Genomic DNA, 25,784 nt, shown 5'->3' on the forward strand with positions numbered 1-25,784 from the left:
CCTCCGTCTGTCGCGGCAAGCCTAGCACCCGCGCGCGGCAAACAGAAGCGGGCGGCGGTTCTGCCTTGCCCTGCCGGGGATGGTATGCATAACTTTTAAAAAACGCATACGACAGGAAAAGCCATGCCCCGCTTCCTCCCGCTGCTGCCGCTGGCCCTGATGCTGGCCGCCTCCCCCGTCGCCGCGCATTTCCAGGAGCTGATCCCCTCGGCCGATGTCCTGCCCGAGGGTGGCAAGGTCACCTTCGATCTGGTCTTCACCCACCCGGTCGAGGGCGGCCCTGTGATGGCGATGCAGAAACCCGCGGGCTTCGGCATGGTGATGAACGGGCAAAAGACCGACCTGATGCCGGCGCTGCGCGAGGCCCCGGTGGGCGGCACCCCCGCCTGGGCGGCCGAGACCGATCTGGCCGAGCCCGGCGCCGCGGTGGTCTGGGTCGCGCCGCAGCCCTATTGGGAGCCCGCCGAGGGCAAGTTCATCGTCCATTACGCGAAGGTGGTGGTCGATTCCTATGCCTCGGGCGAGGGCTGGGACGCCCTGGCGGGCCTGCCGGTCGAGATCGCGCCGCTGACCCGCCCGAACGGGCTGTGGACCGGCAACGCCTTCACCGGCGTGGTGCTGAAGGCCGGCGCGCCGGTGCCCTTCGCCGAGGTCGAGGTCGAGTTCGTCAACGACGGCTCGGTCGTGCCGCCGAATGACGATTTCATCACCCAGGTGCTGAAGGCCGACGCGAACGGCACCTTCAGCTATGTGATGCCGCGCGCCGGGTGGTGGGGCTTTGCCGCGCTGATCGAAGGCGATACACCGATGACGTCGCCCGAGGGCACCGAGGTGCCGGTCGAGGAAGGCGCGCTGATCTGGGTGAAGGCAACCGACATGGGCGGCAACTGATGGCACATATCCCCGACGGGATCCTTGCGGCGCCGGTGCTGATCGGCGGCGCGGTGCTGGCGGCAGGCGGCGTGGCGCTCGCCCTGCGCCAGATCGACGACCGCGCGATCATCCGCACCGCGATCCTGTCGGCCACCTTCTTCGCCGGCTCGCTGATCTCGGTGCCGGTCGGGCCCTCGAGCGTGCATCTGCTGCTGGCCGGGCTGATGGGGGTGATGCTGGGCAGCGGCGCCTTCCTGTCGGTGCTGGTGGGCCTTGTCCTTCAGGCGCTGCTGTTCGGCTTCGGCGGGCTGACCACGCTCGGCGTCAACACGGTCAACATCGCGCTGCCCGGCGTGGTGCTGGGCCTGGCCCTTGGCCCGACGATCCGCCGCACGACGCGCCCCGGCCTGCGCGCGGGGCTGGCGGCCCTTGTCGGCGGGCTGTCGGTTCTGGGCACCGGCGGGCTGGTCGCCGCCTGCCTCGCGCTCTCCTCCCCCGCCTATGCCCCGGTCGCGAGCGTGCTGCTTGCCACCTATCTGCCCCTCGCCCTGGTCGAGGCCGCGATCACCGCCGCGGTGGTCGGCTTCCTCGCCCGGGTCGAGCCCGACGCCCTGAGGCCCGCCGCATGACCCGCATCCCCCTTGCTCTCGCGCTGCTGATCGCGCTCGCCTCGCCCGCCGCCGCACACAAGCTCAAGGTCTTCGCCACCGTCGCGGGGGCCGAGGTCACCGGCTATGCCTTCTTCGTCGGTGGCGGGCGGGCGCAGGGCACCGGCTGGATCGCGCGGGACGCCGCCGGCACGACGGTGGCCGCGGGCAAGACCGACGCCGAGGGCCGCTATCGCTTCACGCCCCCCGCGGGCGCGGGCGATCTCACCGTGACGGTGAACACCGAGGAAGGCCATATCGCGCAGGCCGTTCTTCCCGCCGCACGGCTCGACGGCACGCCCGCAGCCAGCGGCAGCGCCGGCCCCGCCGCCGGCGCCTCGCTCGCCGCCGCGGGCGTGGTGACTGCCGCTCCGGCAGCCGCGCCCCGCGATGATGTGGCCCTTGCCGCCCTGGTCGAGGCCGCAGTGCAACGCCAGGTCGAGCCGCTTCAGGAACAGATCGAGACGATGGATGCCCGCCTGCGCCTGACCGACGTGATGTCGGGGATCTTCCTGATCATCGGGCTCGCGGGCATCGGGCTGTTCCTGCGCGGGCGGCGGGGATGATCCCGGCCGATCTGCGCTTGCGGCTGCTGGCGGCGGTTCTGCTGGTGCTGGCCGCCTCGCAGCTTGCCCATCTCGGCCCGGCGCTGGCCGCGCTCGCACTCGCCCTGATCCTTGCCCTTGCCGCCCGCCCGGACCGCGCGCTCTGGCGCCGGTTGCGCCATGTCGAGGGCTTCGTGGCGCTGCTCCTTCTCACCCTGCCCTTCGCCGTGCCGGGCGCGCCGCTGCTCACCCTCGGCCCGCTCAGCGCCAGCCTCGAGGGGTTGGCCCGCGCCGCACTTCTGGCCGCCAAGGTCACCACCGCGGCGTTGGTGCTGCTCGCCCTTCTCGGCACCGTCGAGCCGATCCGCCTTGGCGCGGCACTCCACGCCCTGCGCCTGCCCGAGCCGCTGGTGCGGCTTTTCGTGCTGACCCTGCGCTATCTCGGCCTGATCGGCGACGAGGCGCGGCGCCTGCGCGAGGCGATGCGCGCCCGCGCCTTTCGCGCCCGCACCGACCGCCACACCTGGCGCAGCTTCGGCAACCTGATCGGCATGCTTCTGGTGCGCGCCCTCGACCGCGCCCGCCGGGTCGAGGAGGCGATGCGGCTGCGCGGATTTTCCGGCCGCTTCCCCCATGCCGCGCTCGCCGCCCCCACCGCACGCGACTGGACGGGCTTCGCGCTTCTGACTGGCCTTGCGGCCGCCGCGCTGTTACTCGACAGGCTATGATCCCGCTTCTGTCCCTCAGCGATGTGCGCGTCTGCCGCGGCGAAAGCCCGGTGCTCGACGCCGTGTCGCTGACCCTGCGCAGTCGCGACCGGCTGGCGATCGTCGGACCGAACGGGGCGGGCAAGACCACGCTGCTGCGCACCCTCGTCGGGCTCGAACGCCCCGCCTCGGGCCGCGTGCGGCTCTTCGGGCAGGACTGCACGACCGAGGCCGAGTTCCGCGCCGCCCGCCCGCGCATCGGCTTCCTGTTCCAGGACAGCGACGACCAGCTCTTCTGCCCGACCGTGCTCGAGGACGTCGCCTTCGGCCCGCTGAACACCGGCTGCACCCTGCCCGAGGCCGAGGCGCGCGGCCGCGAGACGCTCGCGGCCCTTGGCATCGCCCATCTCGCCGAGCGTGTCACCCACCGGCTCTCGGGCGGCGAGAAGCGGCTGGTCTGCCTTGCCGGCCTCTTGGCGATGCGCCCCGAGGTGCTGCTGCTCGACGAACCGACAAACGGCGTCGATGCCGCGAACGGGGCGCGGCTGCGCGCGGCGCTTGCGGGGTTCGACGGCGCGATGATCCTCGTCTCGCATGACGAGGGCTTCGTCTCCGAGCTTGCCACCCGTGCGCTGCTGATCGCGGGCGGCCGCCTGACCGAGGCCGAGATCCACACCCACCCGCATCTGCACGCCCACCCGCACCTGCACCCCCATCCCTGACCGGCAGGGCAGCGCTTCTGACCCTTTGTGCGTTGGCATTTCCGCCGTCCCTGCGCTAAGACGGCCCGAGCCGCCACACGGCGCGACAGGTCCCGGAGGAAGCCAGATGCCCTATTACCGTTCCCGCAAATCGACCCATGGCCGCAACATGGCCGGCGCCCGTGGCCTGTGGCGCGCCACCGGCATGACCGACAGCGACTTCGGCAAGCCGATCATCGCGGTCGTCAACTCCTTCACCCAGTTCGTGCCGGGCCACGTCCACCTCAAGGATCTGGGCCAGATGGTCGCGCGCGAGATCGAGGCCGCGGGCGGCGTCGCCAAGGAATTCAACACCATCGCCATCGACGACGGCATCGCCATGGGCCACGACGGGATGCTCTACTCCCTGCCCTCGCGCGAGATCATCGCGGATTCGGTCGAATACATGGTGAACGGCCACTGCGCCGACGCGATGGTCTGCATCTCGAACTGCGACAAGATCACCCCCGGCATGATGATGGCGGCGATGCGGCTGAACATCCCGGTGATCTTCGTCTCGGGCGGGCCGATGGAAGCGGGCAAGGTCACGGTGAACGATCTCGAGCACGCCGTCGATCTGGTCGACGCGATGGTGGTCGCGGCGGATGACGCCTATACCGACGCCCAGGTCGACGAGTTCGAGAAGAACGCCTGCCCGACCTGCGGCTCCTGCTCGGGCATGTTCACCGCGAACTCGATGAACTGCCTGGCCGAGGCGCTCGGCCTGGCGCTGCCCGGCAACGGCTCGATGCTGGCGACCCATGCCGACCGCAAGGAGCTGTTCCTCGAAGCCGGCCGCAAGATCGTCGAGATCACCAAGCGCCATTACGAGGGCAACGAGCCCGGCCTGCTGCCGCGCGACATCGCCACCTTCGAGGCCTTCGAGAATGCGATGAGCCTCGACATCGCCATGGGCGGCTCGACCAACACCGTGCTGCACCTGCTGGCGATCGCGCACGAGGGCGGCGTCGACTTCACCATGGACGACATCGACCGGCTCAGCCGCAAGGTGCCCTGCCTGTGCAAGGTCGCGCCGGCGAAGCAGGACGTGCACATGGAAGACGTGCACCGCGCCGGCGGCATCATGGGCATTCTGGGCGAGATGGGCCGCGCCGGCCTGCTGCACATGGGCGTGCGCACCGTGCACAGCGACAGCCTCGGCGCCGCGATCCAGAAATGGGACGTGATGACGGCGAACGACCCGGGCGTCGAGGAATTCTACCGCGCCGCGCCGGGCGGCGTGCGCACGACGCAGGCCTTCTCGACCGGCAACCGCTACAAGGCGCTCGACCGCGACCGCGAGGCGGGTGTGATCCGCGACCTCGACCATGCCTTCTCGAAGGATGGCGGGCTGGCGGTTCTGTTCGGCAATATCGCGCTCAACGGCTGCATCGTGAAGACCGCGGGCGTCGATGACTCGATCCTGAAATTCTCCGGCCCGGCGAAGGTCTTCGAAAGCCAGGACGACGCGGTCTCGGGCATCCTCACCGGCAAGGTGAAGGAAGGCGAGGTCGTGGTGATCCGCTTCGAGGGGCCGCGCGGCGGTCCGGGGATGCAGGAAATGCTCTACCCGACGAGCTATCTGAAATCGAAGGGGCTGGGCAAGAAATGCGCGCTGCTCACCGACGGCCGCTTCTCGGGCGGCACCTCGGGGCTGTCGATCGGCCACGTCTCGCCCGAGGCAGAGGAAGGCGGCACCATCGCGCTGGTGGAAACCGGCGACCTGATCGAGATCGACATCCCGAACCGCACGATCAACCTGGCCGTCGACGAGGCGACGCTCGCCGCCCGCCGCGCCGCCAAGGGCCCGCTGCCGTGGAAACCCGCCGCGCCGCGCCCGCGTCAGGTCTCGACCGCGCTCAAGGCCTACGCGATGTTCGCCTCCTCGGCGGCGAAGGGCGGCGTGCGCATCCTGCCGGAATGAGCCCGCGCGACCAGAGAACGACGAAGGCTCCCGCAAGGGGGCCTTTTGCCTGGCACATTCAGCCGGCACTCCGATGACGATCGACCTTCACGGCGCCCATGCCCACAGCGCGCGCCACCGGGCGGAAATCGAGGCCAGCGACCGTTGCGGCTGCTTCTGTTGCGGCGCGGTCTTCCCGGCCTCCGAGATCCTGGACTGGGTCGATGGCGGCCAGACCGCGCTCTGCCCCCTCTGCGGGATCGATTCCGTGCTCGGGGATGCCTCGGGCCTGCGGGTGACCGATCCCGCATTCCTCACCGCGATGAACCGGCACTGGTTCTGAACCCGGCCCTTTCATCTTGCCGCAAATACCTCGGGGGTCCGGGGGCAGCGCCCCCGGCCGGCGCCCACTCAGAGATAGCGACCGGCGCGTTCGAGCACCTCGATCTGATAGCCATCCGGGTCGGCGATGAAGAAGAAGCGGGCGATCACCGTGCCCGCCGGGGCGAAATCGACGATCTTGCGCGGTGCCAGCCCCGCCGCCTCCATCCGCGCATGCTCGGCCGCGACGTCCTCGACCGACACCGCCAGATGGCCATAGCCGTTGCCCAGATCGTAAGGCTCGGCCCGACCCTTGTTCACCGTCAGCTCCAGCTCAAACGTGCTTTCCGCATTCGCCAGATAGATCAGCGAGAACTCGGGAAAGTCGAGCCGCTCGGCCGCGGTCAGCCCGAAGGCCGCCTCGTAGAACGCCAGCGAGCGCGCCTCGTCGAACACGCGGATCATCGAATGGATCATCTTGGCCATGTCTGCCCTCCGTTTTGCTCCTGTCTGTCAGGGGCGCGGGCGAAGGGCAAGTCAGGCCTGCAGGAAGGGGACCGGCACGCCGAAGGCCTGGGCCAGCAGCACGAAGTTCAGGCACAGCACGACCAGCGCGCCCGCCCCGGCGGCGATGCGCACCTTCAACCCCGAGACGAAATCGCCCATCACCGAGCGCTGCGCCGTCAGCCACAGCAGCGCCAGCATCGGCACCGGCAGCGCGATCGACAGCACCACCTGGCTCATCACCAGCGCCTCGGTGGCGTTTACCCCCGCCAGCACCACGGCAAAGGCCGGCACCATCGTCACCGCCCGCCGCAGCCAGAGCGGAACGCTGATCCGCAGGAAGCCCTGCATGATCATCTGCCCCGCCATCGTGCCGACGACCGAGGAGGAGATCCCCGAGGCGATCAGCGAAACGAGGAACACCCCGGCCGAGGCCGCGCCCAGCAGCGGCGTCAGCGTGTGATAGGCGGTCTCGATCTCGGCCACCTCGGCATGGCCCTGATGGAAGGCCGAAGCCGCCATCATCACCATCGCCATGTTCACCATGCCGGCGACCGACAGCGCCACGATCACCTCGATGTTCGAGAACCGCAGCACGGCCCGACGCTCGGTGTCGTTGCGCACCTTCGCGCGGTGCTGGGTCAGCCCCGAATGCAGATAGATCGCATGCGGCATCACCGTGGCCCCGATGATTCCGACGGCAATCGTCAGCGCGCCGAGGTCGGGCAGAACCGGCGTCGTCAGCCCGTGCACCGCCCCGCCCCAGTCGATCGGCGCGATCAGGATCTCGGCCAGATAGCAGAGGCCGATGACGCCAACGAGCGCGCCGATGATGATCTCCATCGGGCGGAAACCGAAGGCCTCGAAGGTCAGGATCAGATAGGTGACGACCGCGGTGATCGCCATGCCCCACAAGAGCGGGATGCCCAGAAGCAGCGACAGCCCGATCGCGCCACCGAGGAACTCGGCAAGGTCGGTGGCCATCGCCGCCACCTCGCTCACCGCCCACATCGCCATCACCAGCGGCTTCGGCAGATGCTCGCGGCTGAGTTCGGCCAGGTTCTTGCCGGTGACGATGCCCAGCTTCGCCGACAGCGCCTGGAACAGCATGGCGATCAGGTTGGCGAACAGCACCACCCAGAGCAGCGCATAGCCATAGCCCGCCCCCGCCTGGATGTTCGTCGCGTAATTGCCCGGGTCCATGTAGGCGACCGAGGCGATCACCGCCGGGCCGAGGAACACCAGCCACACCCGCGGCCCGCGGATCCTTCCATGGATCGCGGCGGTCATCACCGTCTGCGTGCGTCGCGTCAGCCTGTCGCTCGGTTCCATGGCGCTCCCTGCTCTCCCGGATTGCTCGGCCGGAATTTAAAGCCTCGGCTACACTTCTGTCAAACGGCTTCCTTGCCGGCCGCAACCTTTCACACGGTTTTCAAGGTGAAGCCGAGGCTGTAAAGTGTTCCGCACCGGAGGATCCCATGACAGAGCACACCCAGACCGACGACGCCGGGACCACCCCCGCCACGTCCGCCCGCTTCAGCCAGGCGCGTGCCGCCCAGTCGATGGCGGTGCTAGAGGATTACGCCGAGATGATCGACGACCTCACCGCCGAGATGGGCGAGGCGCGGATCACCGACATCGCGGCGCGAATGGGGGTGACGCATCCGACGGCGACGAAGGCGGTGGCGCGGCTCAAGCGCGAGGGGCTGGCGAATTCGCGCCCCTATCGCGGTGTGTTCCTGACCGAGGCGGGCGCGGCGCTGGCTGCACGGGTGCGGGCGCGACACCGGGTGGTGGTCGACCTGCTTGTTGCCGTGGGCGTGCCGAACGAGACCGCCGAGCTTGATGCCGAGGGGCTCGAGCATCACGTCTCGGAGGTCACGCTGCGGGCCTTCGAGGCCTTCCTCGACGCGGCGCGCGGCGGCAGCGCGGCCTGACCCGGCCCGGGCGTGACGCCGCGGCAACGCCGCCACATCGGCGACACAGAGCCCTCTTGCGAAATGCCGGCTTTCGGTCACACTTGCGTGAGGGCTGAAGCTTTTCGGCCCGCCGTTCCCGGGGCGGGCGAACGGAATTTCGACACTTCTGACAGGCCCGGCGCAGCCGGGAACTTCGTTCCAAAAGGATCACAGCAGCATCATGCACTTCAGAAACGCAACCGTGGCGAGCCTCGTGCTTCTCACCCTGTCCGCCGGCGCCAGCTTCGCCCTCGACCGCAAGCTGACGGTCTACAACAAGTCGGGCTACACGATCACCGAGTTCTACGGCTCGAACAGCGGCTCGGACAACTGGGAGGAAGACATCCTCGGCAAGGATGTCCTGCCCCCCGGCGGCTCGGTCACCATCGATTTCAACGATGGCACCGGCTACTGCATGTTCGACTTCCTGGTGAAGTTCGAGGATGGCGACGAGATGACCGACAAGATCGACGTCTGCACCGTCGGCACCTACAACATCACCAACTGAGCCGGGCCCGTCGGCCGAAATGCGAACGGGGGAGGCGGCGCCTCCCCCGTTTTCCGTTTCCATGGCGGACCTTTCGGCCTCACATGTTGGGATAGTTCGGGCCGTCGCCGCCCTGCGGCGTGGTCCAGGTGATGTTCTGCGACGGGTCCTTGATGTCGCAGGTCTTGCAATGCACGCAGTTCTGGAAGTTGATCTGGAAGCGCGGGTTGCCGGCCTCGTCGGTCAGCACCTCATAGACCCCGGCCGGGCAATAGCGCTGCGCCGGCTCGGCGTATTTCGGCAGGTTCACCGCAATCGGGATCGACGGGTCCTTCAGCTTCAGATGGCACGGCTGACTCTCTTCGTGGTTGGTGAAGGAGAAGGCCACGTTCGTCAGCCGGTCGAAGCTGATCTTGCCGTCGGGCTTCGGATAGTCGATCGGCTTGAAGTTCTTCGCCTCGCCGGTATGCGCGGCATCGGTCTTGCCGTGCTTGATCGTGCCGAAGAACGAGAAGCCGAACAGGTTGTTCGTCCACATGTCGAGCCCGCCGAGAACCAGCGAGGCGGCCAGCCCCCAATGCGACCACATCGGCTTGACGTTGCGCACCTTCTTCAGGTCGGCCGCGATCGGGCCCGAGCGCAGGTCGGCCTCGTACTCGACCAGCTCGTCGCCCTCGCGCCCGGCCTTGATCGCCGCCGCAGCCGCCTCGGCCGCCGCGATGCCCGACAGCATCGCGTTGTGGTTGCCCTTGATCCGCGGCACGTTGACGAGCCCCGCCGAACAGCCGAGCAGCACGCCGCCCGGGAAGGTCACCTTCGGGATCGACTGCCAGCCGCCCTCCGAGATCGCCCGCGCGCCATAGGCCACGCGCTTGCCGCCCTCGAGCAGGTTCTGCACCATCGGGTGGTGCTTGAAGCGCTGGAATTCCATGTAGGGGAAGAGATACGGGTTCTCGTAGTTCAGGTGCACCACGAAGCCGATGAACACCTGATTGTTCTCGAGATGGTAGATGAAGGCGCCGCCGCCGGCGTTCTTGCCGAGCGGCCAGCCCATGGTGTGGGTGACCGTGCCCTCGCGATGCTTCGCCGGGTCGATCTCCCAGATCTCCTTCATGCCGAGGCCGAATTTCTGCGGGCAGTGGCCCTTCGACAGGTCGAACTTCTCCATCACCACCTTGGAGAGCGAGCCGCGCACGCCCTCGGCCAGCATCACGTATTTGCCGCGCAGTTCCATGCCGGGCTCATACTGCGGGCCGGGCGTGCCGTCCGACTCGAGCCCCATCTCGCCCGCAACGACGCCGGCGACCCGGTCGCCGTCCCAGACGATTTCCGAGGCCGACATGCCCGGGAAGATCTCGACACCCAGCTCCTCGGCCTGCTCGGCCATCCAGCGGCAGACATTCGCCATCGAGACGATGTACTTGCCGTGGTTCGACATCAGCGGCGGCATCGGCCAGTTCGGGATGCGCATGTGCCCGGCCGGCCCGAGAATGAAGAAATTGTCCTTCTTCACCTCGGTCTTGATCGGCGCGCCCTTTTCCTTCCAGTCCGGGATCAGCTTGTCGAGCCCGATCGGGTCGAGCACCGCGCCCGACAGGATATGCGCGCCCACTTCCGAACCCTTCTCGAGCACCACGACGTTGAGTTCCGGGTCGATCTGTTTCAGACGGATCGCCGCCGACAGCCCCGCGGGACCGCCACCCACGATCACCACATCATATTCCATCGACTCGCGTTCGATCGCCGCCATGGCCTGGCTCCCTCGACTGGCTTCAGCTCTACGGCCCCGTTGCTAACTTACCTGACGGAACGAAGCAATTGTGACGCAGCGACTATGCGCAACATTCTTTCGCTTTTTTTACGCCGGACAGGTGGCGCAGTCCGAAGTGGCCGGCAAGCACAACGAGAACCGCCACATATCCGTCAACTGCATAGTGATAGCCCGTGTAGACGGAGACGAAGAAAATCGACAGCAAGAACAGCCCGCCCAGCGGCGCCAGCCAGCGTGAGCGCTCGGCAAGATAGAGCGCGACAATCGCCGCGACGGCGACATGCATCGACGGAAAGGCCGAGATGCCAAGACCGAAGTCGAGTCCACCGCCAAGGTAGCGCTGCCAGAGCCGTTCCTGGATCACCCCGATCCCGGTCTCGGAAAGGCCGGAGGCCGCAAGCGCCAGCGTCAGTTCCCGGAACCGCTCGGTGCCGGTCAGCCGGTCGTAATAGACCGGCCCGACGGAAGACCCGGTGAGCGCCAGAACGTTTCCGATCACCAGCCACGAAGCGAAGAACAGCCACAGATATCGCCGCGCACGCGCGAAGTCGGGATCGGTCGCGGCAACGACCACCGGGAAGCCGATCGCACACAGCCCCCAGACCATCAGGTAAAGCCACGGCATCCCACCCGGCCCCCGATCCCCCAGCAGGTCATGCGCGATGCGCCAGGGATCGCGGCCGAAATGCAGCCAGCTATCGAAGGCCGCAAGCGCCGAATCCGCATAATAGGGCACAAGGACCGGAATTGCGTTCTTGGCGAAAGAAAAGCCAAACGTCAGCAACAGGGTCGCACCGGTGACGAAGACAAGCGGCGCCATCCGCGCGACGATCCGGCGTCGGCCGAGGAGCGCGAAACCGATCAGCAGCCACGGCCAAATCCGCCCCGCGGCCCCGATCATCATCCCCGCCGAAGCATGCACCGTCGCGCCGGCCTCCCAAATCAGGCGCGCAGCGTCACCATAAAGCCACCCTGTCAACGCAAGCGCACTCAAAGCATAGGCGATCGAAGCCCTGAAAATTCCCTGCATGTAAATGTCTCGTGCAATTCCAATGCCTGACCCCTCGCGCATCGATGCGGCGAAAATAGGGCGCAGCCCTTGACTTCGGGGGGGGATGGCGGATTTACACTCCAGTCAACACGATGTTGCCAGCAAGCTCGGAGCAGGGGCTCTCAATGGAAAAGATACCGATGACGCGCGCGGGTTTCGACGCGCTCGATGCCGAACTGAAGACCCTCAAGACGGTCGAACGCCCCACCGTCATCAAGGCGATCGCCGAGGCCCGCGAGCACGGCGACCTGTCGGAGAATGCCGAATACCACGCCGCGCGCGAGAAGCAGAGCTTCATCGAGGGCCGGATCAAGGAACTCGAGGCGATTCTCGGCCGTGCAGAGGTGATCGACCCCTCGCGGATGACCGGCGCGATCAAGTTCGGCGCCACCGTCACCCTCGTCGACGCCGACACCGACGAGGAGCGCACCTATCAGATCGTGGGCGAAGCCGAGGCCGATCTCGAGCGCGGCCTGCTGAACATGAAATCGCCCCTCGCCCGCGCCCTGATCGGCAAGGACGAAGGTGACAGTGTCGAGGTCCGCACCCCCGGCGGCGAACGCAGCTATGAAATCCTCTCGGTCCGCTACATCTGAGGACCCGCCCGAAAGGTTTGCCGTGATGAGCGACGCCAAACCGGATCGCATCGCCCCCGAGCCGCCGGCCGCCGTCGGCGCGGCCCCGATTGCCGACGTGCGCGCCCGCGCCGCGGCCCGGCAGGGCTTCGGCCCGATCGAGCGGATCGCCACCGGGCTCAGCCTTGCCTGGCTCGTCCTCGTCGCGGCGTTCTGGCTCTTCGTGCCAGGCCCCGGCGCCGGGCTCGATGCCGCCGCACTGGTGATGGCGGTGACCGGCATCCTTCTGCCACTGGCGATGATCTGGATCGCGGCGATCACCGCGCGCACCGCGGCCGAAATGCGTGCCGAGGCGCAGGCGCTGAAGGCCTCGGTCGAGACGATGCGCACGGCCTGGCTTGCCCAGGCCCAGCTGCGCCCCGGCAGCACGATCGAGAAGAAGCTCGACGAGGTGGCGCAGGTCGCCCGCCAGGCGGAAACCGCGATCGCCACCTTCACCTCGCGGCGCGATGCCGGCGCGACGCAGCCCTCGGCCGACCGCAAGGCGGCGCTGGTGGCCCCCGCCCCCGCCGCCCCCGGCGAGGACCAGCCCGCCCTCGCCCTCGGCACCCCGGCCGAGGCGCTCGCGCAGCCGGTCTCGGTCGCTGATTTCATCCGTGCGCTCAATTTCCCGGACAATGCCGACGACCGCGAGGGCTTCCGTGCACTGCGCCGCGCGCTTGAGGACCGGACGATGGCCAAGCTGATCCGCGCCGCGCAGGACGTGCTCAACCTGCTCTCGCAGGATGGCATCTACATGGACGACCTGCGCCCCGACCGCGCCCGGCCCGAGCTGTGGCGCCGTTTTGCGCAGGGCGAACGCGGCCGCGAGATCGCCGCGCTCGGTGGCGTGCGCGACCGCTCCTCGCTTGCCCTCACCGCCGGCCGGATGCGCTCGGACACGATCTTCCGCGACGCCGCGCACCACTTCCTGCGCCAGTTCGACCGCACCTTCACCGAATTCGAGACGAACGCCTCGGATCAGGAAGTGGCGGAACTTGCCGAGACCCGCACCGCGCGCGCCTTCATGCTGCTCGGCCGCGTCACCGGCACCTTCGACTGAACGCCTCGGCTTTCGCCTTGCCCGAAATACCTCGGGGTGCGGGGCAGCGCCCCGCGCCGCCCACCGTCACAGGTGCCGCGCCATGGTGATGCTCGAGCGATAGCCGAAGATCAGCGCCTTCACCCGGCTCTCGCAGCGCGCCGTCACCTCGAAGCCGAGCCGATCATAGAGGGCGCGCGCCCGCAGGTTCTCGCCGATCACCTCGAGCCGCAGCTGCGAAAAGCCGCGCATCGTCGCCTCGCGCGACAGCGCCTCGACCAGCGCCGCCCCCACCCCGGTGCCGCGCGCGCCCTCGGCCACCGCCAGCCCGTCGACGGAAATCGTGCCCGTCGCCAGATCTTCGGCCAGCACGCCAAGCGCATGCCCCCGCCACCAGGCGCCGAAGCGGCCATAGACCGCGATCAGATCCGACATCCGGCCACCGACAAAGGAGCCCCGCGCGGTGCGATAGCCGATCACCCCCAGCAAGGCCCCCGCCTCGTCGCTCGCCGAGATCACGTGATCGGGCGACATCACCCGCTCGATGAAGGCCATCGCCTTCGGCTCGGGGCCCATCACCATGCCAAGCTTGCCACCGAAGGCCTGCCAGTAAAGCCGCGCCGCCTGTGCGCGCTGCTCGGGGAAGACGCCGTGACGAATGATCGCCATCACCGCGCCTCCCCGATCCGCACTGCGGCGGCGGCAAGGTCCTCGGGCGTGTTGAGATTGGCGAAGGGGTCCTCAGGCAGGTCGTCGAAGGCGACCTCGGTCGCCGTACCGAGCGCCACCCGCAGCCGCCGCTCGCCCGCCGCGAACAGCGCCCCGATCCGCGCCGCCTCGGACAGCGGCCAGAGCGCCGCGGTGTAATGCGCCCGGCCGCGCCAGGTCGCGAAGGCCGCGCCCCCCGGAGCGGCGAGCCGCGCCACCAGATCGCCGGGCAGGAAGGGTGTGTCGGTCGCCGCGGTCACGAGCGCCCCGGCGCCCTCGGCGGCGGCCCAACGAAGCCCCGCCCGCAGCCCGGCCAGCGGCCCCTCCCCCACCTCGCCCGGCAGATCGGCAAGCACCGGCAGGCCGAACCCGGCAAAGCGCACCGGATCGCCGTTGGCCGACAGCGCCAGCGCCCCGACCTGCGGCGCCAGCCGCGCGATGACATGGGCCGCGAGCGGACGGCCGGAGAGCGGCAGCAGCGCCTTCGCGACACCGCCCATGCGGCGGCCCTGCCCGCCGGCCAGGATCAGCCCGGCGATCCGCATAATGCCTCCGATACAATCGCGCCCTTGGCGCCCTTCGTCGCTGCCCCTAGAACTGGCGCAACACGCCTCAGCGAGCAAGCCACCATGACCGACCGCCCCTCACTTTCCGCCGCCTACTGGCGCGGCCTGCGCAACGGATTGCCCTTCATGCTGGTGATCGTGCCCTTCGGCACCCTCTTCGGCGTCGCGGCGACCGAGGCCGGGCTGAACCTCGTCGAGGTGATGGGCTTCTCGGTCCTGGTCATTGCGGGCGCCTCGCAATTCACCGCGGTGCAGCTGATGAACGACCACACGCCGGCGCTTCTGGTGATCCTGACCGCGCTCGCGGTCAATCTGCGCATGGCGATGTATTCGGCCTCGCTCGCGCCGCATCTGGGCGCCGCGCCGCGCTGGCAGAAGGCGCTCGTCGCCTATTTCATGATCGACCAGAGCTTTGCCGTCGCCGCGCAGGATTACGAGCGCGCGCCGCAGCAGAGCCTGGCCGAGAAGCTCGCCTATTACGCCGGCGCCTGCACGCCGAACTGTCCGACCTGGTATGTCGCGACGCTCGCGGGCGCGCTTCTGGGCGCGGCGATCCCGCCCGAGTTCGCGCTCGATTTCGCGGTGCCGGTGACCTTCCTCGCGATGATCGCGCCGATGCTGCGCTCGCTGCCGCATCTGGTGGCGGCGACGGTCTCGGTCGTCGCGGCGCTCGTCTTCTCGTTCCTGCCCTCGGGGCTGGGCGTGCTGGTCGCCGCGGTGCTGGCGATGGTCGCGGGCGCGCGGGCCGAAACCTTCCTGGCGCGGAGGGCCGCATGATGAGCGCGGATTTCTACGGCCGGGCCGAGATCTGGATCATCATCCTCGCCCTCGGCGTCGGCACCTTCTTCCTGCGCTATTCCTTCCTTGGCCTCGCCGGGCGCCGGCCGCTGCCGGAATGGGCGCTGCGCTATCTGCGCTATACCGCAGTGGCGGTGCTGCCGGGGCTGGTCGCGCCGCTGGTGCTCTGGCCGCAGGCGACGGGCGGCGCCCCCGACCCCGCGCGGCTGATCGCCGCCGCGGTGACGGTGCTGGCGGGGCTCGCCACGCGCAACACCCTCGCCGCGATCCTCGGCGGCTTCGTCTCGCTCTATCTCGCGCTCTGGCTGGTCGGCTGAGACGGAAACGCCCGGGGCAAGCCCCGGGCGCTCGTCTTTCAGAAGCGGCACGCCGGATCAGAACGGCAGCTCGGTACCGTGCCGGATCGCTTCCTGCTGCACCATCAGCACGCCCGAATTGTCATCGGGGTCGTTGTCGTAGTGATCCTTGGTCACCACGCCGGGCAGCTTGCCGAAGGCCTTCGACAGCTTCAGCGGCGAGAAGGTGTTCGGCAGCGATTCGAAACCCGGGATGTCGCGCAGCACCGCCGAGGTATCATTGGCGCACATCATCTTGTTCACCGCACCATTCGCCTCGGCCCGGCGGATCATCGCATCGGCCTGCGCAAGCGTCACCGGCACGCGCTGCTCGCGCACGAACCAGGTCTCGCGCGCGTGGTAGTCGATGTAAAACTTGTACATCCGTTCGGTGATGCCGTAGTCGACGTCGTTGCGCTCGGGCACCCAGGGGTGGTTCCAGGTCCCGGCCGGGTCGAAGATCACCCGTTGCGTACCGTCGATCATCAGCGCCGAATGCCCGCCCGAACCGGTATGGGTGCCGATCACGGTGAACAGCGTCACCGAGGGCGGGTTGCCGGTGTGCACTGCCGCCTTCTGCACGACATCGTCCGGTGCCCAGACGGGTTGCGCCCCGCACGCGGCCAGTGCCAGCGGCAGGATCAAGCAGATGATAAGTCGGCGCATCTGCCGTCCTCCTCAAACTCGTGACAGGGCTGACGGATCAGCCGTTTGCCAGAGCGAGGAACACCAAAAATGCCACAATGACAACCGCCCCGACGGTCACGAAGCGCAGGAAACCCGCGAATGTTCTCTCCTGAGCACGGATGTCCATGCTGCCCATTCCGTGATCGGCCATCGTTTCCTCCCGACTGTCTCCCGGGGCAAGCCTAGCGCAGCGTCACGCGCCTGTCATCCATGCGCTGCAGGGCGCCTCAACCCTTGCGCTCGGCCGTGAGCCCGCGCGCAAGGCGGAAGCCGATGCGCCGCGCCTCGTCCTCGGCCGCGGGTTTCGGGATCGCCACCAGCATCACGTTGAGCTGGCTCACATGCTGGATCAGCTGGGTGCGCGCCCCGTCCTCGTCACGGCCGTAGAAGGTCAGGATGTCGGGGGCGAAATAACCGAGCCCCTCGATCTGCAGCACGCCGACATCGCCGCCGGTGATGCCAAGCGCCACCTCCTCGTCGGGCTGCAGCTGGTTCTCGAAGTTCTGGATATAGAGCACGAGCCGCTCATAGGCCCATTGCGCGGGCGACTTGTCCTCGAACGGCTCGTCGGCCATGCCGGGCGGCAGCGGCAGGGTCTCGAAAGGCGCCGCCGCCTCGTCATCGGTCAGCACCGCATGGGCGCGCGGCAGCGCGCTGTCCTCATGTGCCTCGGCAAGGGTGCGGATCGGGGTGTCGCTCATGCGAGGGACCAGTGCCAGATATCGTCGCCCCCAAGCGTGCGGCGGACCTCGCCGCGGTGCAAGAGGTGATTGAGATGCGCCACCGCCTCGACCAACGCGAGCCCGTATTCGCCCTCGCCGATCGGCCGCTTGAAGAGCGCGGGGAAACAGGCAGTCGCCGGCCGCGGCCCCTCGGCCAGCAGCGTGCGCAGGCGGCCAAGCGCGCCCTCGTGGTTCTCGATCATCTGCCGCAGCCGCAGCGGCAGGCCGGTGAAGGGGGTCTTGTGGCCGGGCAGCACCAGATGGTGGCGATGCGCGAAGGGCTGGAAGGCGCGGCAGCTCTCCAGCCAGTCGGCGACCGGGTCGGCCATCGGCTCGGTCGCATAGACGCCGAGATTGGCCGAGATCGAGGGAAGCAGCTGATCGCCGCCAAGGATCAGCTCGTCGTCCTCGGACCAGAGCGTGGCATGGTCGGGCGCATGCCCCTCGCCGATCCGCACGCGCCAGCGCCGGCCGCCGGCGACGACCCGGTCACCCTCGCGGATCCGGGTGAAGCCCAAGGGCAGCGGATACACGCAATCGGCGAAGTTGAAGGGGCGTTCCGTGGCACGGCGGGCATGCAGGTCGGGGGTCATCCCGGCCCGGCGCCAGAAATCGAGCGTCTCGGCGACCGGCACCGGCTGCTCGTCCAGCGTGAGCATCCGCGCGAAGAGCCAGGAGGTGCGGGTGGTCACCAGCTCGGCGCCGCGCACCTGCAACCATCCCGCAAGGCCGATGTGATCGGGGTGGTAATGGGTGACGAGGACACGGGTGACGGGCTTGCCAGCCAGCGGCCCGTCGAGCGCCGATTGCAGCGCGGCGCGGCAGGCCGGGGTGTCGATGCCCGGGTCGACCAGCGTCCAGCCATCGCCCTCGTCGAGGGCATAGGCATTGACGTGGTCGAGCGCCATCGGCAGCGGAAGGCGCAGCCACAGCACGCCCTCCGCGATTTCAACGGTCTCACCCGGGGCCGGCGGATCGGGCCAGGGGTAATGCAGCCCTTTCCGCGCGGTCCCGTGGCTCATGCGCTCAGGTCTTCGACCGACAGCGCATAGAGCCCCTCGGCGCCTTCGCGCGCCTCGGCCAGCGCCGCGGCGAACTGCGGCAGCAGGCGGCGGATATAGACCGCGGCAAGCTTGGCATGGCGCGACTCGGCGCCGCCGGCGATCGCCGCACGCAGGTGGAAATGCGCACCAAGAACGCGGGCAAAGGCCTTGAGATAGGGCACCGAACCGGCGAAGCGGTCCTGCATGTCCTGGCCGATCATCCATTCGGTGTGCTCGCGCAGCGTCTCGGCGGCCTGCCAGACGTCCTCGGCAAGCTGCGGCAGCACCTCGCGCGCGGATTTCGCGTCTTCCTCGACCTCCTGCAGCAGGCGGAACGCGGCCTTGCCGCCGTCCATCATCTTGCGCCCGACAAGGTCCATCGACTGGATGCCGTTCGTGCCCTCGTAGATCGCGGTCACGCGCACGTCGCGGAAATACTGCGCGGCGCCGGTCTCCTCGATGAAGCCCATGCCGCCATGCACCTGGATGCCCTGGTCCGAGACCCACATGCCGGTGTCGGTGCCATAGGCCTTGGCGATCGGGGTCAGCAGCGCGGCGCGCGCCTTCCAGCCCTCGTCACCGGTCGCGTGCCCCATGTCGATGGACACCGCGCAGGCGAGCGCGATCGAGCGCGCCGCAAAGACCTCGGCCTTCATCTCGGCGAGCATCCGGCGCACGTCGGCGTGCTCGATGATCGGCTTGAACTGCACCCGGTCCTGCGCATAGGCAAGCGCCTTCTGATAGGCGCCCTCGGCGATGCCGATGCCCTCGACGCCGACGTTCAGACGCGCGTTGTTCATCATCGTGAACATCGCGGCCATGCCCTTGTTCGGCCCGTCGACCATCCAGCCCTTCGCGCCCTCGAAGCTCATCACGCAGGTGGGCGAGCCGTGCAGGCCCATCTTGTGCTCGAGCGAGACGACCTTGAGGCTGTTCGCCACGCCCGGCTCGCCGTTCGCGTCGGGGATGTATTTCGGCACCATGAAGAGCGAGATCCCCTTCGTGCCCGGCGCGCCGTCGGGCAGGCGGGCGAGGACGAGGTGGCAGACGTTCTTCGTCATGTCCGAATCGCCCCAAGAGATGAAGATCTTCTGCCCGGTGACCGAATAGGTGCCGTCGCCGTTCGGCTCGGCCTTGGTGCGCAGTGCGCCGACGTCGGAACCGGCCTGCGGCTCGGTCAGGTTCATCGTGCCCGACCATTCGCCCGAGATCAGCTTCGGCAGGTAAAGCTCCTTGATCTCGTCTGAGGCGTGGTGTTCCAGCGCGTCGATCTGGCCCTGGGTCAGCAGCGGGTTCAGCTGCAGCGCGAGGTTCGCCCCCGACATCATGTCGTTCACCGCGATCGCCATGGTCAGCGGCAGGCCCATGCCACCGTATTCGGCCGGCGAGGAGATCCCGACCCAGCCGCCCTCGGCGATCTGCTCATAGGCCTCCTTGAAGCCCGGCGACGACCGCACCACGCCGTTTTCCAGCTTGGCGGGGGTCAGGTCGCCATTGCGGATCAGCGGCGCCATCACCTCGTCGCACAGCTTCGCCGCCTCGGTCAGGATCGCGTCGACGGTCTCGCCGGTCGCCTCGGCGAATTTCTCGGTCGCGGACACCGGCGCGAGCGGCACCACCTTGTCGAGAATGAACCGCAGTTCCGCGACGGGCGAACGATAGGACATGACTTCCTCCTTGGAGCGCTTGGCAACGGGCGCCGGCGCGCTTATGACCTCAATACTCGGGGCACAAGTTACCGCAAGGGAAGGCGCCTTCAACCGCTACGCAGCGTCACCGGAGGGAATGGATCGCATGACGGAACGTCTCGCAACCGATGCCGCGGGGATCGCACGGGCGGCAGAGCTGCTGGCCGCGGGCGATCTCGTCGCCTTCCCGACCGAGACGGTCTATGGCCTCGGCGGCGATGCCCGCTCAGGCGAGGCGGTGGCGCGGATCTATGCGGCCAAGGGCCGGCCGCGCTTCAACCCGCTGATCGTGCATGTGCCCGACCTTGCCGCGGCCGAACGGGTGGCGGTGTTCTCGGAGGCGGCCCGGGCGCTCGCCGCGGCATTCTGGCCCGGCCCCCTGACCCTCGTGCTGCCGCTGCGCCCCGAGGCGGGGATCTCCGATCTCGTCAGCGCCGGGCTTGATACGGTGGCGGTGCGGATGCCCGCCCACCCGGTCGCGCGCGCGCTGCTTGCGGCCTTCGGCGGCCCGGTCGCGGCGCCCTCCGCCAATCCCTCGGGCAAGGTCAGCCCGACGAACGCCGATCATGTGCTCGAGGGGCTCGACGGAAAGATTGCCGCGGTGGTCGATGGCGGGCCCTGCGCGGTGGGGCTCGAATCGACGATCCTGATGCTCGATCCGCCGACACTGCTGCGCCCGGGCGGGCTGCCGGCCGAAGCGCTCGAGGCGGCACTCGGCTGCGCATTGCCGACGGGCGGGGATGCCGCGAGACCGAACGCGCCCGGCCAGCTGAAATCGCATTACGCCCCCGGCGCCGCCGTGCGGCTGAACGCGACCGAGAAACGCCCGGGCGAGGTCTTCCTCGGCTTCGGCCCCGGCCCCGCGGCCGATCTGACGCTGTCGGAAACCGGCGATCTGGTCGAGGCGGCGGCGCGCCTGTTCGGCGCATTGCGCGAGGCCGACCGGCTGGCACAGGCATGCGGCGCCGCAACGATCGCCGTCGCGCCCATTCCCGACACCGGGCTTGGCCGCGCAATCAATGACCGGCTGCAGCGCGCCGCCGCGCCGCGCAGCTAGGGGGCGCTGCCCCCTCGCGCCAGAGGCGCTCACCCCCGAGGTATTTTTGCCAAGATGAAGGCAAAGCTACCCTTCGGGCTTTCTCCTTGCCCGAAATACCTCGGGGGGAGGCAAAGCCGGGGGGCAGCGCCCCCCTCTGGGCTCAGGCATGGCCCGCCGCGGCAGACAGCGTGCGCGGATCGACGCCCATGGTGGCGAGCGCCCGGGTCCATTTCGTCGCGTGATCGGGGTCGAGCGCGATCGTGGCATCGCCATCGGCAATCAGCCAGCCGTTCGACAGGATCTCTGCCTCGAGCTGACCGGGCCCCCAACCGGCATAGCCAAGGGCCAACAGCGCCCGGTCCGGCCCCCGCCCCTGCGCGATATCCTCGAGAATGTCGCGGGTCGCGGTCATCGCCACCTCGGGCATGACCTCCATCTCCGGCCCCTGCCCCTTCCAGTCGCGCGAATGCAGCACGAAGCCGCGCCCGGTCTCGACCGGACCGCCGAAGAGAATGGGCGCACTGGCCGGCCGGTCCGAGGCCGTCACCGGGATGCCAAGCTGGGTGAGCAGGTCGCTCAGCCCCGGCGTCGGCAGCGGCTTGTTGACGATCACCCCCATCGCGCCCTCGGCCGAATGGGCGCAGACCGCCACCACCGCATGTTCGAAGCGCGGGTCGCCCATGCCAGGCATCGCGATCAGGAGTTTTCCGGTCAGGTCCATGTCGGTCTCCGCCGGCGCGGGATGCGCCTTTCTCCAAAGGTGGCCCCGGCCCCCGGCCGGATCAAGCCCCGTGCCGGCACCGACTGTGGCAAAGCCGCACACAAAGACCGCGCTGGCGCGTTTGTGACTTGGACTGCCCGGCCCCGAGGCGCTATCCGAAGATCATGTCTAGACCTCTCGCCGCCCTGCTTCCGCTCTGCCTCTGCCTCGCCGCGCTTCCCGCCCGCGCCGAAGAGCCGCTGCCGCCCGGCATGGAGGGCGCCGAGGTGCTGCCCGGCTGGGAAGCGCCCGACGGCAGCCGCATCGCGGCACTGAAGATCGAACTCGATCCCGGCTGGAAGACCTATTGGCGCAGCCCGGGCGATGCCGGGGTGCCGCCGGTGATCGACTTTGCCGGGTCGGACAATGTCGCCGACGTGCAGGTGATCTGGCCCGCGCCGCAGGTCTTCGACCAGAACGGGCTGCGCACCGTGGGCTATCACGACGAGATGATCCTGCCGCTCGAGATCACCCCCACGGACCCGGCAAAGCCGGTGACGCTGTCGGCCGATCTCGACATGGGGATCTGCCACGACGTCTGCGTGCCGGTCTCGCTGGAGCTGGGGGCCGATCTCGCCGGCCCGGGCGCGCCCGACCCCGAGATCCGCGCCGCGATGGCCGCCGTGCCGCTGCGCCAGCCCGGCCTTGCGCGCTGCACGGTGGAGCCGATCGCCGACGGGATGCGGGTGAAGGCCGCGATCGACCTGCCCGAGGCGGCGGGCGAGGTGGCGTTGTTCGAGCTGCGCTCGACCCCGATGTGGGTCTCGGAGTCGGAGGCCGAGCGGCAGGGCAACACGCTGCTCGCCAGCGCCGAATTCGTGCCAGACAGCGGCAAGCCCTTCGCGCTTGAGCAGTCCGATCTGCGCATCACCGTGCTGAGCGACGCGGGCGCGATTGAGATCGACGGCTGCCCCGCGAACTGAGACGCCTCAGCGCGCTGCACCGAGCCGGGCGCGCATGATCCGCGGCGCAACCAGCCCCGCGCCCAGCACCACCAGCGCCGCAAGCCCCACGAACAGGCCAAGCGCCGCGCCGACGCCCTGCCCGGCCAGCATCGCCCGGCCCAGCGTCGCGACGAAGGCGAGCGCGATCAGCCCCGCCGCCGCGCCCAGCACCCCGCGCAGCGGCCGCGCCCGCAGCCCGTGGCGCAGCGCCCGCATCTGTCGCGTCACATCAAGCTGGATCGCCAGCACAGCGGGCACGACGAGCAGCACGATCACCATGCCGAAGCCGAGCCCGTAGCACAGGGTGATGACCGTGGGTTTCAGGAACAGTGCCGAGGCCGAGGTCTCGTAGAGCAGCGGCGCCAGCCCCAGCACCGTCGTCAGCGTGGTCAGCAGCACCGGCCGCAGCCGGTCCGCCACCGCATCGACGATCGCCGGGGCAAGGCCGCGCTTTGCCGCATATTCGTCGACGGTCGAGATCAGCACGATGGCGTCGTTGATGATGATCCCGGTCATGCCGATCAGCCCGACGACCGAGAACATCGACATCGGCAGGCCCCAGAGCGCATGGCCCCAGATCGCGCCCACAAGGCCGAAGGGAATCACCGACATCACCACCACCGGCCGCGTCCAGCTGGCAAAGATCCAGGCCAGCACGATGTAGATGCCGAGAAGGCACAGGATCAGCCCCATCATCGCGTCGGACATGAAGTCGCGCTCCTGCTCGGCCGCGCCGGTCAGGGTGAAGACGACGCCGCGTTCCTCGGCGATCCGCGGCAGGATCTCGTCGCGCAGCAGGCGCTGAATCTCGTTCGCCCGCGCCGGATCGTCCTCGGAGATGTCGCCGGTGACGCCCACGCGCCGCACCCCGTCCTCGCGCCGGATCGTCGAGAAGCCGGTTTCCGAACGCAGGGTGACGATGTCGGAGAGCGGCACCCAGTTCCCCGCCGGCGTGCGCATCTGCATCCGGTCGATGAAATCGGCGGTGAGCTCGCCTTCCGGCAGTTCGACCCGGATCGAGGCCGAGCGCACGCCGTCGGGATAGGTCGCCGCCTCGGTGCCGTTCAGCCGCGCCCGCAACTCGCGCCCAAGGCTGTCGATGTCGAAGCCGAGTGCCGCGCCCTGCGGGGTGAGCGACAGGATCAGCTCCTCCTTGTCGTAGGCGAGCGTGTCCTCGACCGCCGAGACCTCGGGGAAGGCCGCAAGCGCCGCCTTCAGGTCTTCGGCCGCCTCCTTCAGCACCCGGCTTTCGGCGCCCGAGAATTGCACCGAGATGCCGTCCGACGAAGGCCCGGTGCGGAAGCCGCGGAAGCTGAGTTCCTCGAGCAGCGGCATCCGCTCGGCCTCGCGTTGCAGGCGGGCGACGAAATCGGCCGAGGAGAAGGGGCGAAGGTCGGCATCGACCAGCTCGACCGAGATCGAGCCCAGAAGGTCGGTGTCCTTGCCCTCGGCCGAGGCAAGCGCCCGACCCGAGGCGCCGCCGATCTGGCCCAGCACGTATTCGACGGGGTTGATGCCGGTCTCGGCGGCGTATTCCTGCCCGACCCGGTCGACGGCGCGTTGCAGCGCCTGCATCTGCGCCGTGGTGTCGGCGCGCGAGGCGCCGGCCAGCATGGCGAAGGCGCCCGAGACGGTCGATTGCTCGGGGGGCGAGAAGAAGCGCCATTGCACCGTGCCGCCGATCAGCAGCGCCACCTGACTGAGCAGCAGCGCGACCGAGCCCGCCACGACCGCATAGCGCGCCCGCACGATCAGCCGCACCAGCGGCCGCATGATCCGCACCCGCACCCAGTCGAGCCCGCGGTTCACCACCCGCGACGGCGCGTCATACCAGGCGCCCTTCGCGGTATGGGCAAGCGCGTGGCTCATGTGGTTGGGCAGGATCAGGAAGCACTCGACGAGCGAGGCCGCGAGCACCGCAATCACCGTCCAGGGGATGTCCTCGACCATCCGCCCCATCGGCCCGCCGACCACCGTCAGCCCGGCAAAGGCGATGATCGTGGTCAGCGACGAGGCGAGCACCGGCGCCGCCATCCGCCACGCGCCCTGTTCGGCCGCCAGAACCGGGTGCTCGCCCAGCTCGCGGGCGCGGAAATCGGCGTGCTCGCCCACCACGATCGCATCGTCGACGACGATCCCCAGGGTCAGGATCAGCGCGAAGATCGAGATCATGTTGAGCGTCATGCCGCCGAGGTACATGACCGCCAGCGCCGCCGCCATCGAGGTGGGAATACCCATCGCCACCCAGAAAGCGGTGCGCGCATTCAGGAACAGGAACAGCAGCACCAGCACCAGCGCCAGCCCCTGCGCGCCGTTCTTCATCAGGAGTTCGAGCCGCTGGATGATCGCGGCCGAGCGGGTGCGCACGAGGTCGATGGTGGTGCCCGCGGGCAGCGTCGGGCGGATCTCGGCCACCACCGCCTCGACCGCGTGCTGCAGCGCGATCGCATCGCCCGCGGCCGAGCGCGAGACATTCACCGTCATCGCCGGGTTCGTGCCGACGTAATAGGCCCGCGCCCGGTTCGCCCCCTCGACCCGGATGGTCGCCACGTCGCCGATGGTCAGCAACGAACCGTCCGGGTTGGTGCGGATGACGATGCCCGCGATGTCGCGCGCGGCGCGGCGTTCCTCGCCGGTGCGCACGCGCGCAGCCCCCCCCGCCACGTCGCCCGCGGGACTGGTCGCCGCCTCGGCCGCGATCAGCGCCGAGATCTGGCTCAGCGTCACGTTATGGCGCATCATCTGCGCCGTCGGCACCTCGACCAGCGTGCGCGGCGCGGCCATGCCCTGCACCGTGGTGCGCGTCACCCCCGCCGCATAGAGCCGCACCACCAGCTCGTCGGCCAGCCGACCGAGCTGTTCGGGCGGGATCGGGCCGGTCAGCACCACGTCGGTCACCGTGTCGCGCCAGACGCCGCGGGTGACGACGGGCTCGTCGGCGGCCTCGGGCAGGTCGCCCGCGGCGGTGATCGCCTGCTCGACATCGTTCACCGCGCGGCCCATGTCCCAGCCCGGCTCGAATTCAAGGGTGATCGTCGCCTTGCCCTCGATCGCGCGGCTTTCGGAACTGTCGACGCCCTCGACCGAGATCAGCGAGGGTTCGAGCACCTGCACGATGGCGCGGTCGACATCCTCGGCGCCGGCGCCCTCCCAGGTCACCTCGACCTCGACCTCCTCGGTCACCGAATCGGGGAAGAACTGCGCGCGCATCTTCGGCAGCACGGCCAGCCCGGCGCAAAGCATGACGACGAGCACGATATTCGCCAGCGTCCGGTGCCGGGTGAACCGGCCGATGATCCCGCGCGGCGGCGGCAGGGGCTCGTCAGGGCGG

General features: G+C 69.1%; 28 protein-coding genes. 15 read left to right on the top strand and 13 right to left on the bottom strand.

From position 1 onward, the window contains the following. The first annotated feature begins 123 nt into the window (after positions 1-123). The 7 genes from EOW65_RS04030 to EOW65_RS04060 all read left to right on the top strand — a co-directional run bounded on the left by EOW65_RS04030 (position 124) and on the right by EOW65_RS04060 (position 5,758). Positions 124-891, top strand: coding sequence for a DUF4198 domain-containing protein (locus EOW65_RS04030; RefSeq protein ID WP_128147713.1), 768 nt, complete (start codon positions 124-126; stop codon positions 889-891). Next, on the top strand, positions 891-1,502 hold the full coding sequence (gene cbiM, locus EOW65_RS04035) for a cobalt transporter CbiM (RefSeq protein ID WP_128147714.1): 612 nt from the start codon (positions 891-893) through the stop codon (positions 1,500-1,502). Before EOW65_RS04030 ends, cbiM begins: the two co-directional genes overlap by 1 nt. Further along, on the top strand, positions 1,499-2,086 hold the full coding sequence (locus EOW65_RS04040; RefSeq protein ID WP_128147715.1) for a cobalamin biosynthesis protein CbiL: 588 nt from the start codon (positions 1,499-1,501) through the stop codon (positions 2,084-2,086). The genes cbiM and EOW65_RS04040 overlap by 4 nt, the downstream gene beginning before the upstream one ends. Beyond that, positions 2,083-2,793, top strand: coding sequence for a cobalt ECF transporter T component CbiQ (gene cbiQ, locus EOW65_RS04045; protein WP_128147716.1), 711 nt, complete (start codon positions 2,083-2,085; stop codon positions 2,791-2,793). Before EOW65_RS04040 ends, cbiQ begins: the two co-directional genes overlap by 4 nt. Beyond that, positions 2,790-3,494 (top strand): energy-coupling factor ABC transporter ATP-binding protein, encoded by a 705-nt coding sequence (locus tag EOW65_RS04050; RefSeq protein WP_128147717.1) that lies wholly within the window; start codon positions 2,790-2,792, stop codon positions 3,492-3,494. Before cbiQ ends, EOW65_RS04050 begins: the two co-directional genes overlap by 4 nt. Positions 3,495-3,600: 106 nt before the next feature. Next, a complete protein-coding gene (gene ilvD / locus EOW65_RS04055; protein ID WP_128147718.1) occupies positions 3,601-5,436 on the top strand; it encodes a dihydroxy-acid dehydratase in 1,836 nt (611 codons plus the stop codon). Positions 5,437-5,509: 73 nt separating this feature from the next. Further along, positions 5,510-5,758 (top strand): cytoplasmic protein, encoded by a 249-nt coding sequence (locus EOW65_RS04060; protein WP_128147719.1) that lies wholly within the window; start codon positions 5,510-5,512, stop codon positions 5,756-5,758. Positions 5,759-5,826: 68 nt separating this feature from the next. Here EOW65_RS04060 and EOW65_RS04065 read toward each other — a convergent pair whose 3' ends face one another. Both EOW65_RS04065 and EOW65_RS04070 read right to left on the bottom strand, forming a co-directional pair. Next, positions 5,827-6,222, bottom strand: a complete 396-nt coding sequence (locus EOW65_RS04065; RefSeq protein WP_128147720.1) for a VOC family protein — start codon at positions 6,220-6,222, stop codon at positions 5,827-5,829. 51 nt (positions 6,223-6,273) lie between these two features. Beyond that, complete coding sequence (locus EOW65_RS04070) at positions 6,274-7,572, bottom strand: Nramp family divalent metal transporter (protein WP_128147721.1); 1,299 nt, start codon at positions 7,570-7,572, stop codon at positions 6,274-6,276. Between the two features lie 146 nt (positions 7,573-7,718). Between EOW65_RS04070 and mntR the strand changes: the two genes are divergently transcribed. Then, positions 7,719-8,177 carry a manganese-binding transcriptional regulator MntR gene (mntR, locus tag EOW65_RS04075; protein WP_128147722.1) on the top strand — a complete coding sequence of 153 codons (459 nt, stop codon included), beginning with the start codon at positions 7,719-7,721 and terminating at the stop codon, positions 8,175-8,177. Positions 8,178-8,379: 202 nt separating this feature from the next. Then, positions 8,380-8,706, top strand: coding sequence for a hypothetical protein (locus tag EOW65_RS04080; RefSeq protein WP_240664492.1), 327 nt, complete (start codon positions 8,380-8,382; stop codon positions 8,704-8,706). A gap of 79 nt (positions 8,707-8,785) precedes the next feature. Here EOW65_RS04080 and EOW65_RS04085 read toward each other — a convergent pair whose 3' ends face one another. Further along, the gene (locus EOW65_RS04085) at positions 8,786-10,435 is read right to left on the bottom strand and encodes an electron transfer flavoprotein-ubiquinone oxidoreductase (protein ID WP_128147724.1); all 1,650 of its coding nucleotides are present in this window, start codon (positions 10,433-10,435) and stop codon (positions 8,786-8,788) included. 82 nt (positions 10,436-10,517) lie between these two features. Then, entirely contained in the window at positions 10,518-11,486 is a 969-nt protein-coding gene (locus EOW65_RS04090; protein WP_164879986.1) for a phosphatase PAP2 family protein, read from the bottom strand. A 146-nt stretch (positions 11,487-11,632) separates the two neighbouring features. Between EOW65_RS04090 and greA the strand changes: the two genes are divergently transcribed. Together greA and EOW65_RS04100 are read left to right on the top strand one after the other, a co-directional pair. After that, positions 11,633-12,103, top strand: coding sequence for a transcription elongation factor GreA (greA, locus tag EOW65_RS04095; protein WP_164879987.1), 471 nt, complete (start codon positions 11,633-11,635; stop codon positions 12,101-12,103). 25 nt (positions 12,104-12,128) lie between these two features. Then, positions 12,129-13,184 carry a hypothetical protein gene (locus EOW65_RS04100; RefSeq protein WP_128147726.1) on the top strand — a complete coding sequence of 352 codons (1,056 nt, stop codon included), beginning with the start codon at positions 12,129-12,131 and terminating at the stop codon, positions 13,182-13,184. Between the two features lie 66 nt (positions 13,185-13,250). Here EOW65_RS04100 and EOW65_RS04105 read toward each other — a convergent pair whose 3' ends face one another. Both EOW65_RS04105 and mobA read right to left on the bottom strand, forming a co-directional pair. Further along, a complete protein-coding gene (locus EOW65_RS04105) occupies positions 13,251-13,832 on the bottom strand; it encodes a GNAT family N-acetyltransferase (protein WP_128147727.1) in 582 nt (193 codons plus the stop codon). Continuing rightward, positions 13,832-14,416 carry a molybdenum cofactor guanylyltransferase MobA gene (mobA, locus tag EOW65_RS04110; protein WP_128147728.1) on the bottom strand — a complete coding sequence of 195 codons (585 nt, stop codon included), beginning with the start codon at positions 14,414-14,416 and terminating at the stop codon, positions 13,832-13,834. The genes EOW65_RS04105 and mobA overlap by 1 nt, the downstream gene beginning before the upstream one ends. Positions 14,417-14,500: 84 nt before the next feature. Here mobA and EOW65_RS04115 point away from each other — a divergent pair, with 84 nt between their 5' ends. Continuing rightward, a complete protein-coding gene (locus EOW65_RS04115; RefSeq protein WP_128147729.1) occupies positions 14,501-15,214 on the top strand; it encodes an AzlC family ABC transporter permease in 714 nt (237 codons plus the stop codon). Next, positions 15,211-15,552, top strand: a complete 342-nt coding sequence (locus tag EOW65_RS04120; protein ID WP_394342731.1) for an AzlD domain-containing protein — start codon at positions 15,211-15,213, stop codon at positions 15,550-15,552. Before EOW65_RS04115 ends, EOW65_RS04120 begins: the two co-directional genes overlap by 4 nt. Positions 15,553-15,609: 57 nt before the next feature. Here EOW65_RS04120 and EOW65_RS04125 read toward each other — a convergent pair whose 3' ends face one another. The 5 genes from EOW65_RS04125 to EOW65_RS04145 form a co-directional block, all read right to left on the bottom strand. Then, positions 15,610-16,236: a hypothetical protein gene (locus tag EOW65_RS04125; RefSeq protein ID WP_128147731.1), complete on the bottom strand. Its 627-nt coding sequence runs from the start codon at positions 16,234-16,236 to the stop codon at positions 15,610-15,612. Between the two features lie 37 nt (positions 16,237-16,273). Further along, complete coding sequence (locus EOW65_RS04130; RefSeq protein WP_128147732.1) at positions 16,274-16,408, bottom strand: aa3-type cytochrome c oxidase subunit IV; 135 nt, start codon at positions 16,406-16,408, stop codon at positions 16,274-16,276. 76 nt (positions 16,409-16,484) lie between these two features. Further along, a complete protein-coding gene (locus tag EOW65_RS04135) occupies positions 16,485-16,958 on the bottom strand; it encodes a DUF6173 family protein (RefSeq protein ID WP_128147733.1) in 474 nt (157 codons plus the stop codon). Further along, complete coding sequence (locus tag EOW65_RS04140) at positions 16,955-18,001, bottom strand: MBL fold metallo-hydrolase (RefSeq protein WP_128147734.1); 1,047 nt, start codon at positions 17,999-18,001, stop codon at positions 16,955-16,957. Before EOW65_RS04140 ends, EOW65_RS04135 begins: the two co-directional genes overlap by 4 nt. Beyond that, entirely contained in the window at positions 17,998-19,689 is a 1,692-nt protein-coding gene (locus tag EOW65_RS04145) for an acyl-CoA dehydrogenase (RefSeq protein WP_128147735.1), read from the bottom strand. Before EOW65_RS04145 ends, EOW65_RS04140 begins: the two co-directional genes overlap by 4 nt. A gap of 127 nt (positions 19,690-19,816) precedes the next feature. Between EOW65_RS04145 and EOW65_RS04150 the strand changes: the two genes are divergently transcribed. Continuing rightward, the gene (locus EOW65_RS04150) at positions 19,817-20,767 is read left to right on the top strand and encodes an L-threonylcarbamoyladenylate synthase (RefSeq protein ID WP_128147736.1); all 951 of its coding nucleotides are present in this window, start codon (positions 19,817-19,819) and stop codon (positions 20,765-20,767) included. A gap of 142 nt (positions 20,768-20,909) precedes the next feature. Here EOW65_RS04150 and EOW65_RS04155 read toward each other — a convergent pair whose 3' ends face one another. Further along, entirely contained in the window at positions 20,910-21,470 is a 561-nt protein-coding gene (locus EOW65_RS04155) for a YqgE/AlgH family protein (RefSeq protein ID WP_128147737.1), read from the bottom strand. A gap of 164 nt (positions 21,471-21,634) precedes the next feature. On the opposite strand from EOW65_RS04155, the gene EOW65_RS04160 reads away from it, so the two are divergent. Beyond that, positions 21,635-22,432 carry a protein-disulfide reductase DsbD domain-containing protein gene (locus tag EOW65_RS04160; RefSeq protein WP_128147738.1) on the top strand — a complete coding sequence of 266 codons (798 nt, stop codon included), beginning with the start codon at positions 21,635-21,637 and terminating at the stop codon, positions 22,430-22,432. 6 nt (positions 22,433-22,438) lie between these two features. Here EOW65_RS04160 and EOW65_RS04165 read toward each other — a convergent pair whose 3' ends face one another. Beyond that, the gene (locus tag EOW65_RS04165) at positions 22,439-25,768 is read right to left on the bottom strand and encodes an efflux RND transporter permease subunit (RefSeq protein WP_240664503.1); all 3,330 of its coding nucleotides are present in this window, start codon (positions 25,766-25,768) and stop codon (positions 22,439-22,441) included. Positions 25,769-25,784 lie beyond the last annotated feature (16 nt).

This window comes from Paenirhodobacter ferrireducens (assembly GCF_004022265.1).
GTDB classification, from domain to species: domain Bacteria; phylum Pseudomonadota; class Alphaproteobacteria; order Rhodobacterales; family Rhodobacteraceae; genus Rhodobacter; species Rhodobacter ferrireducens.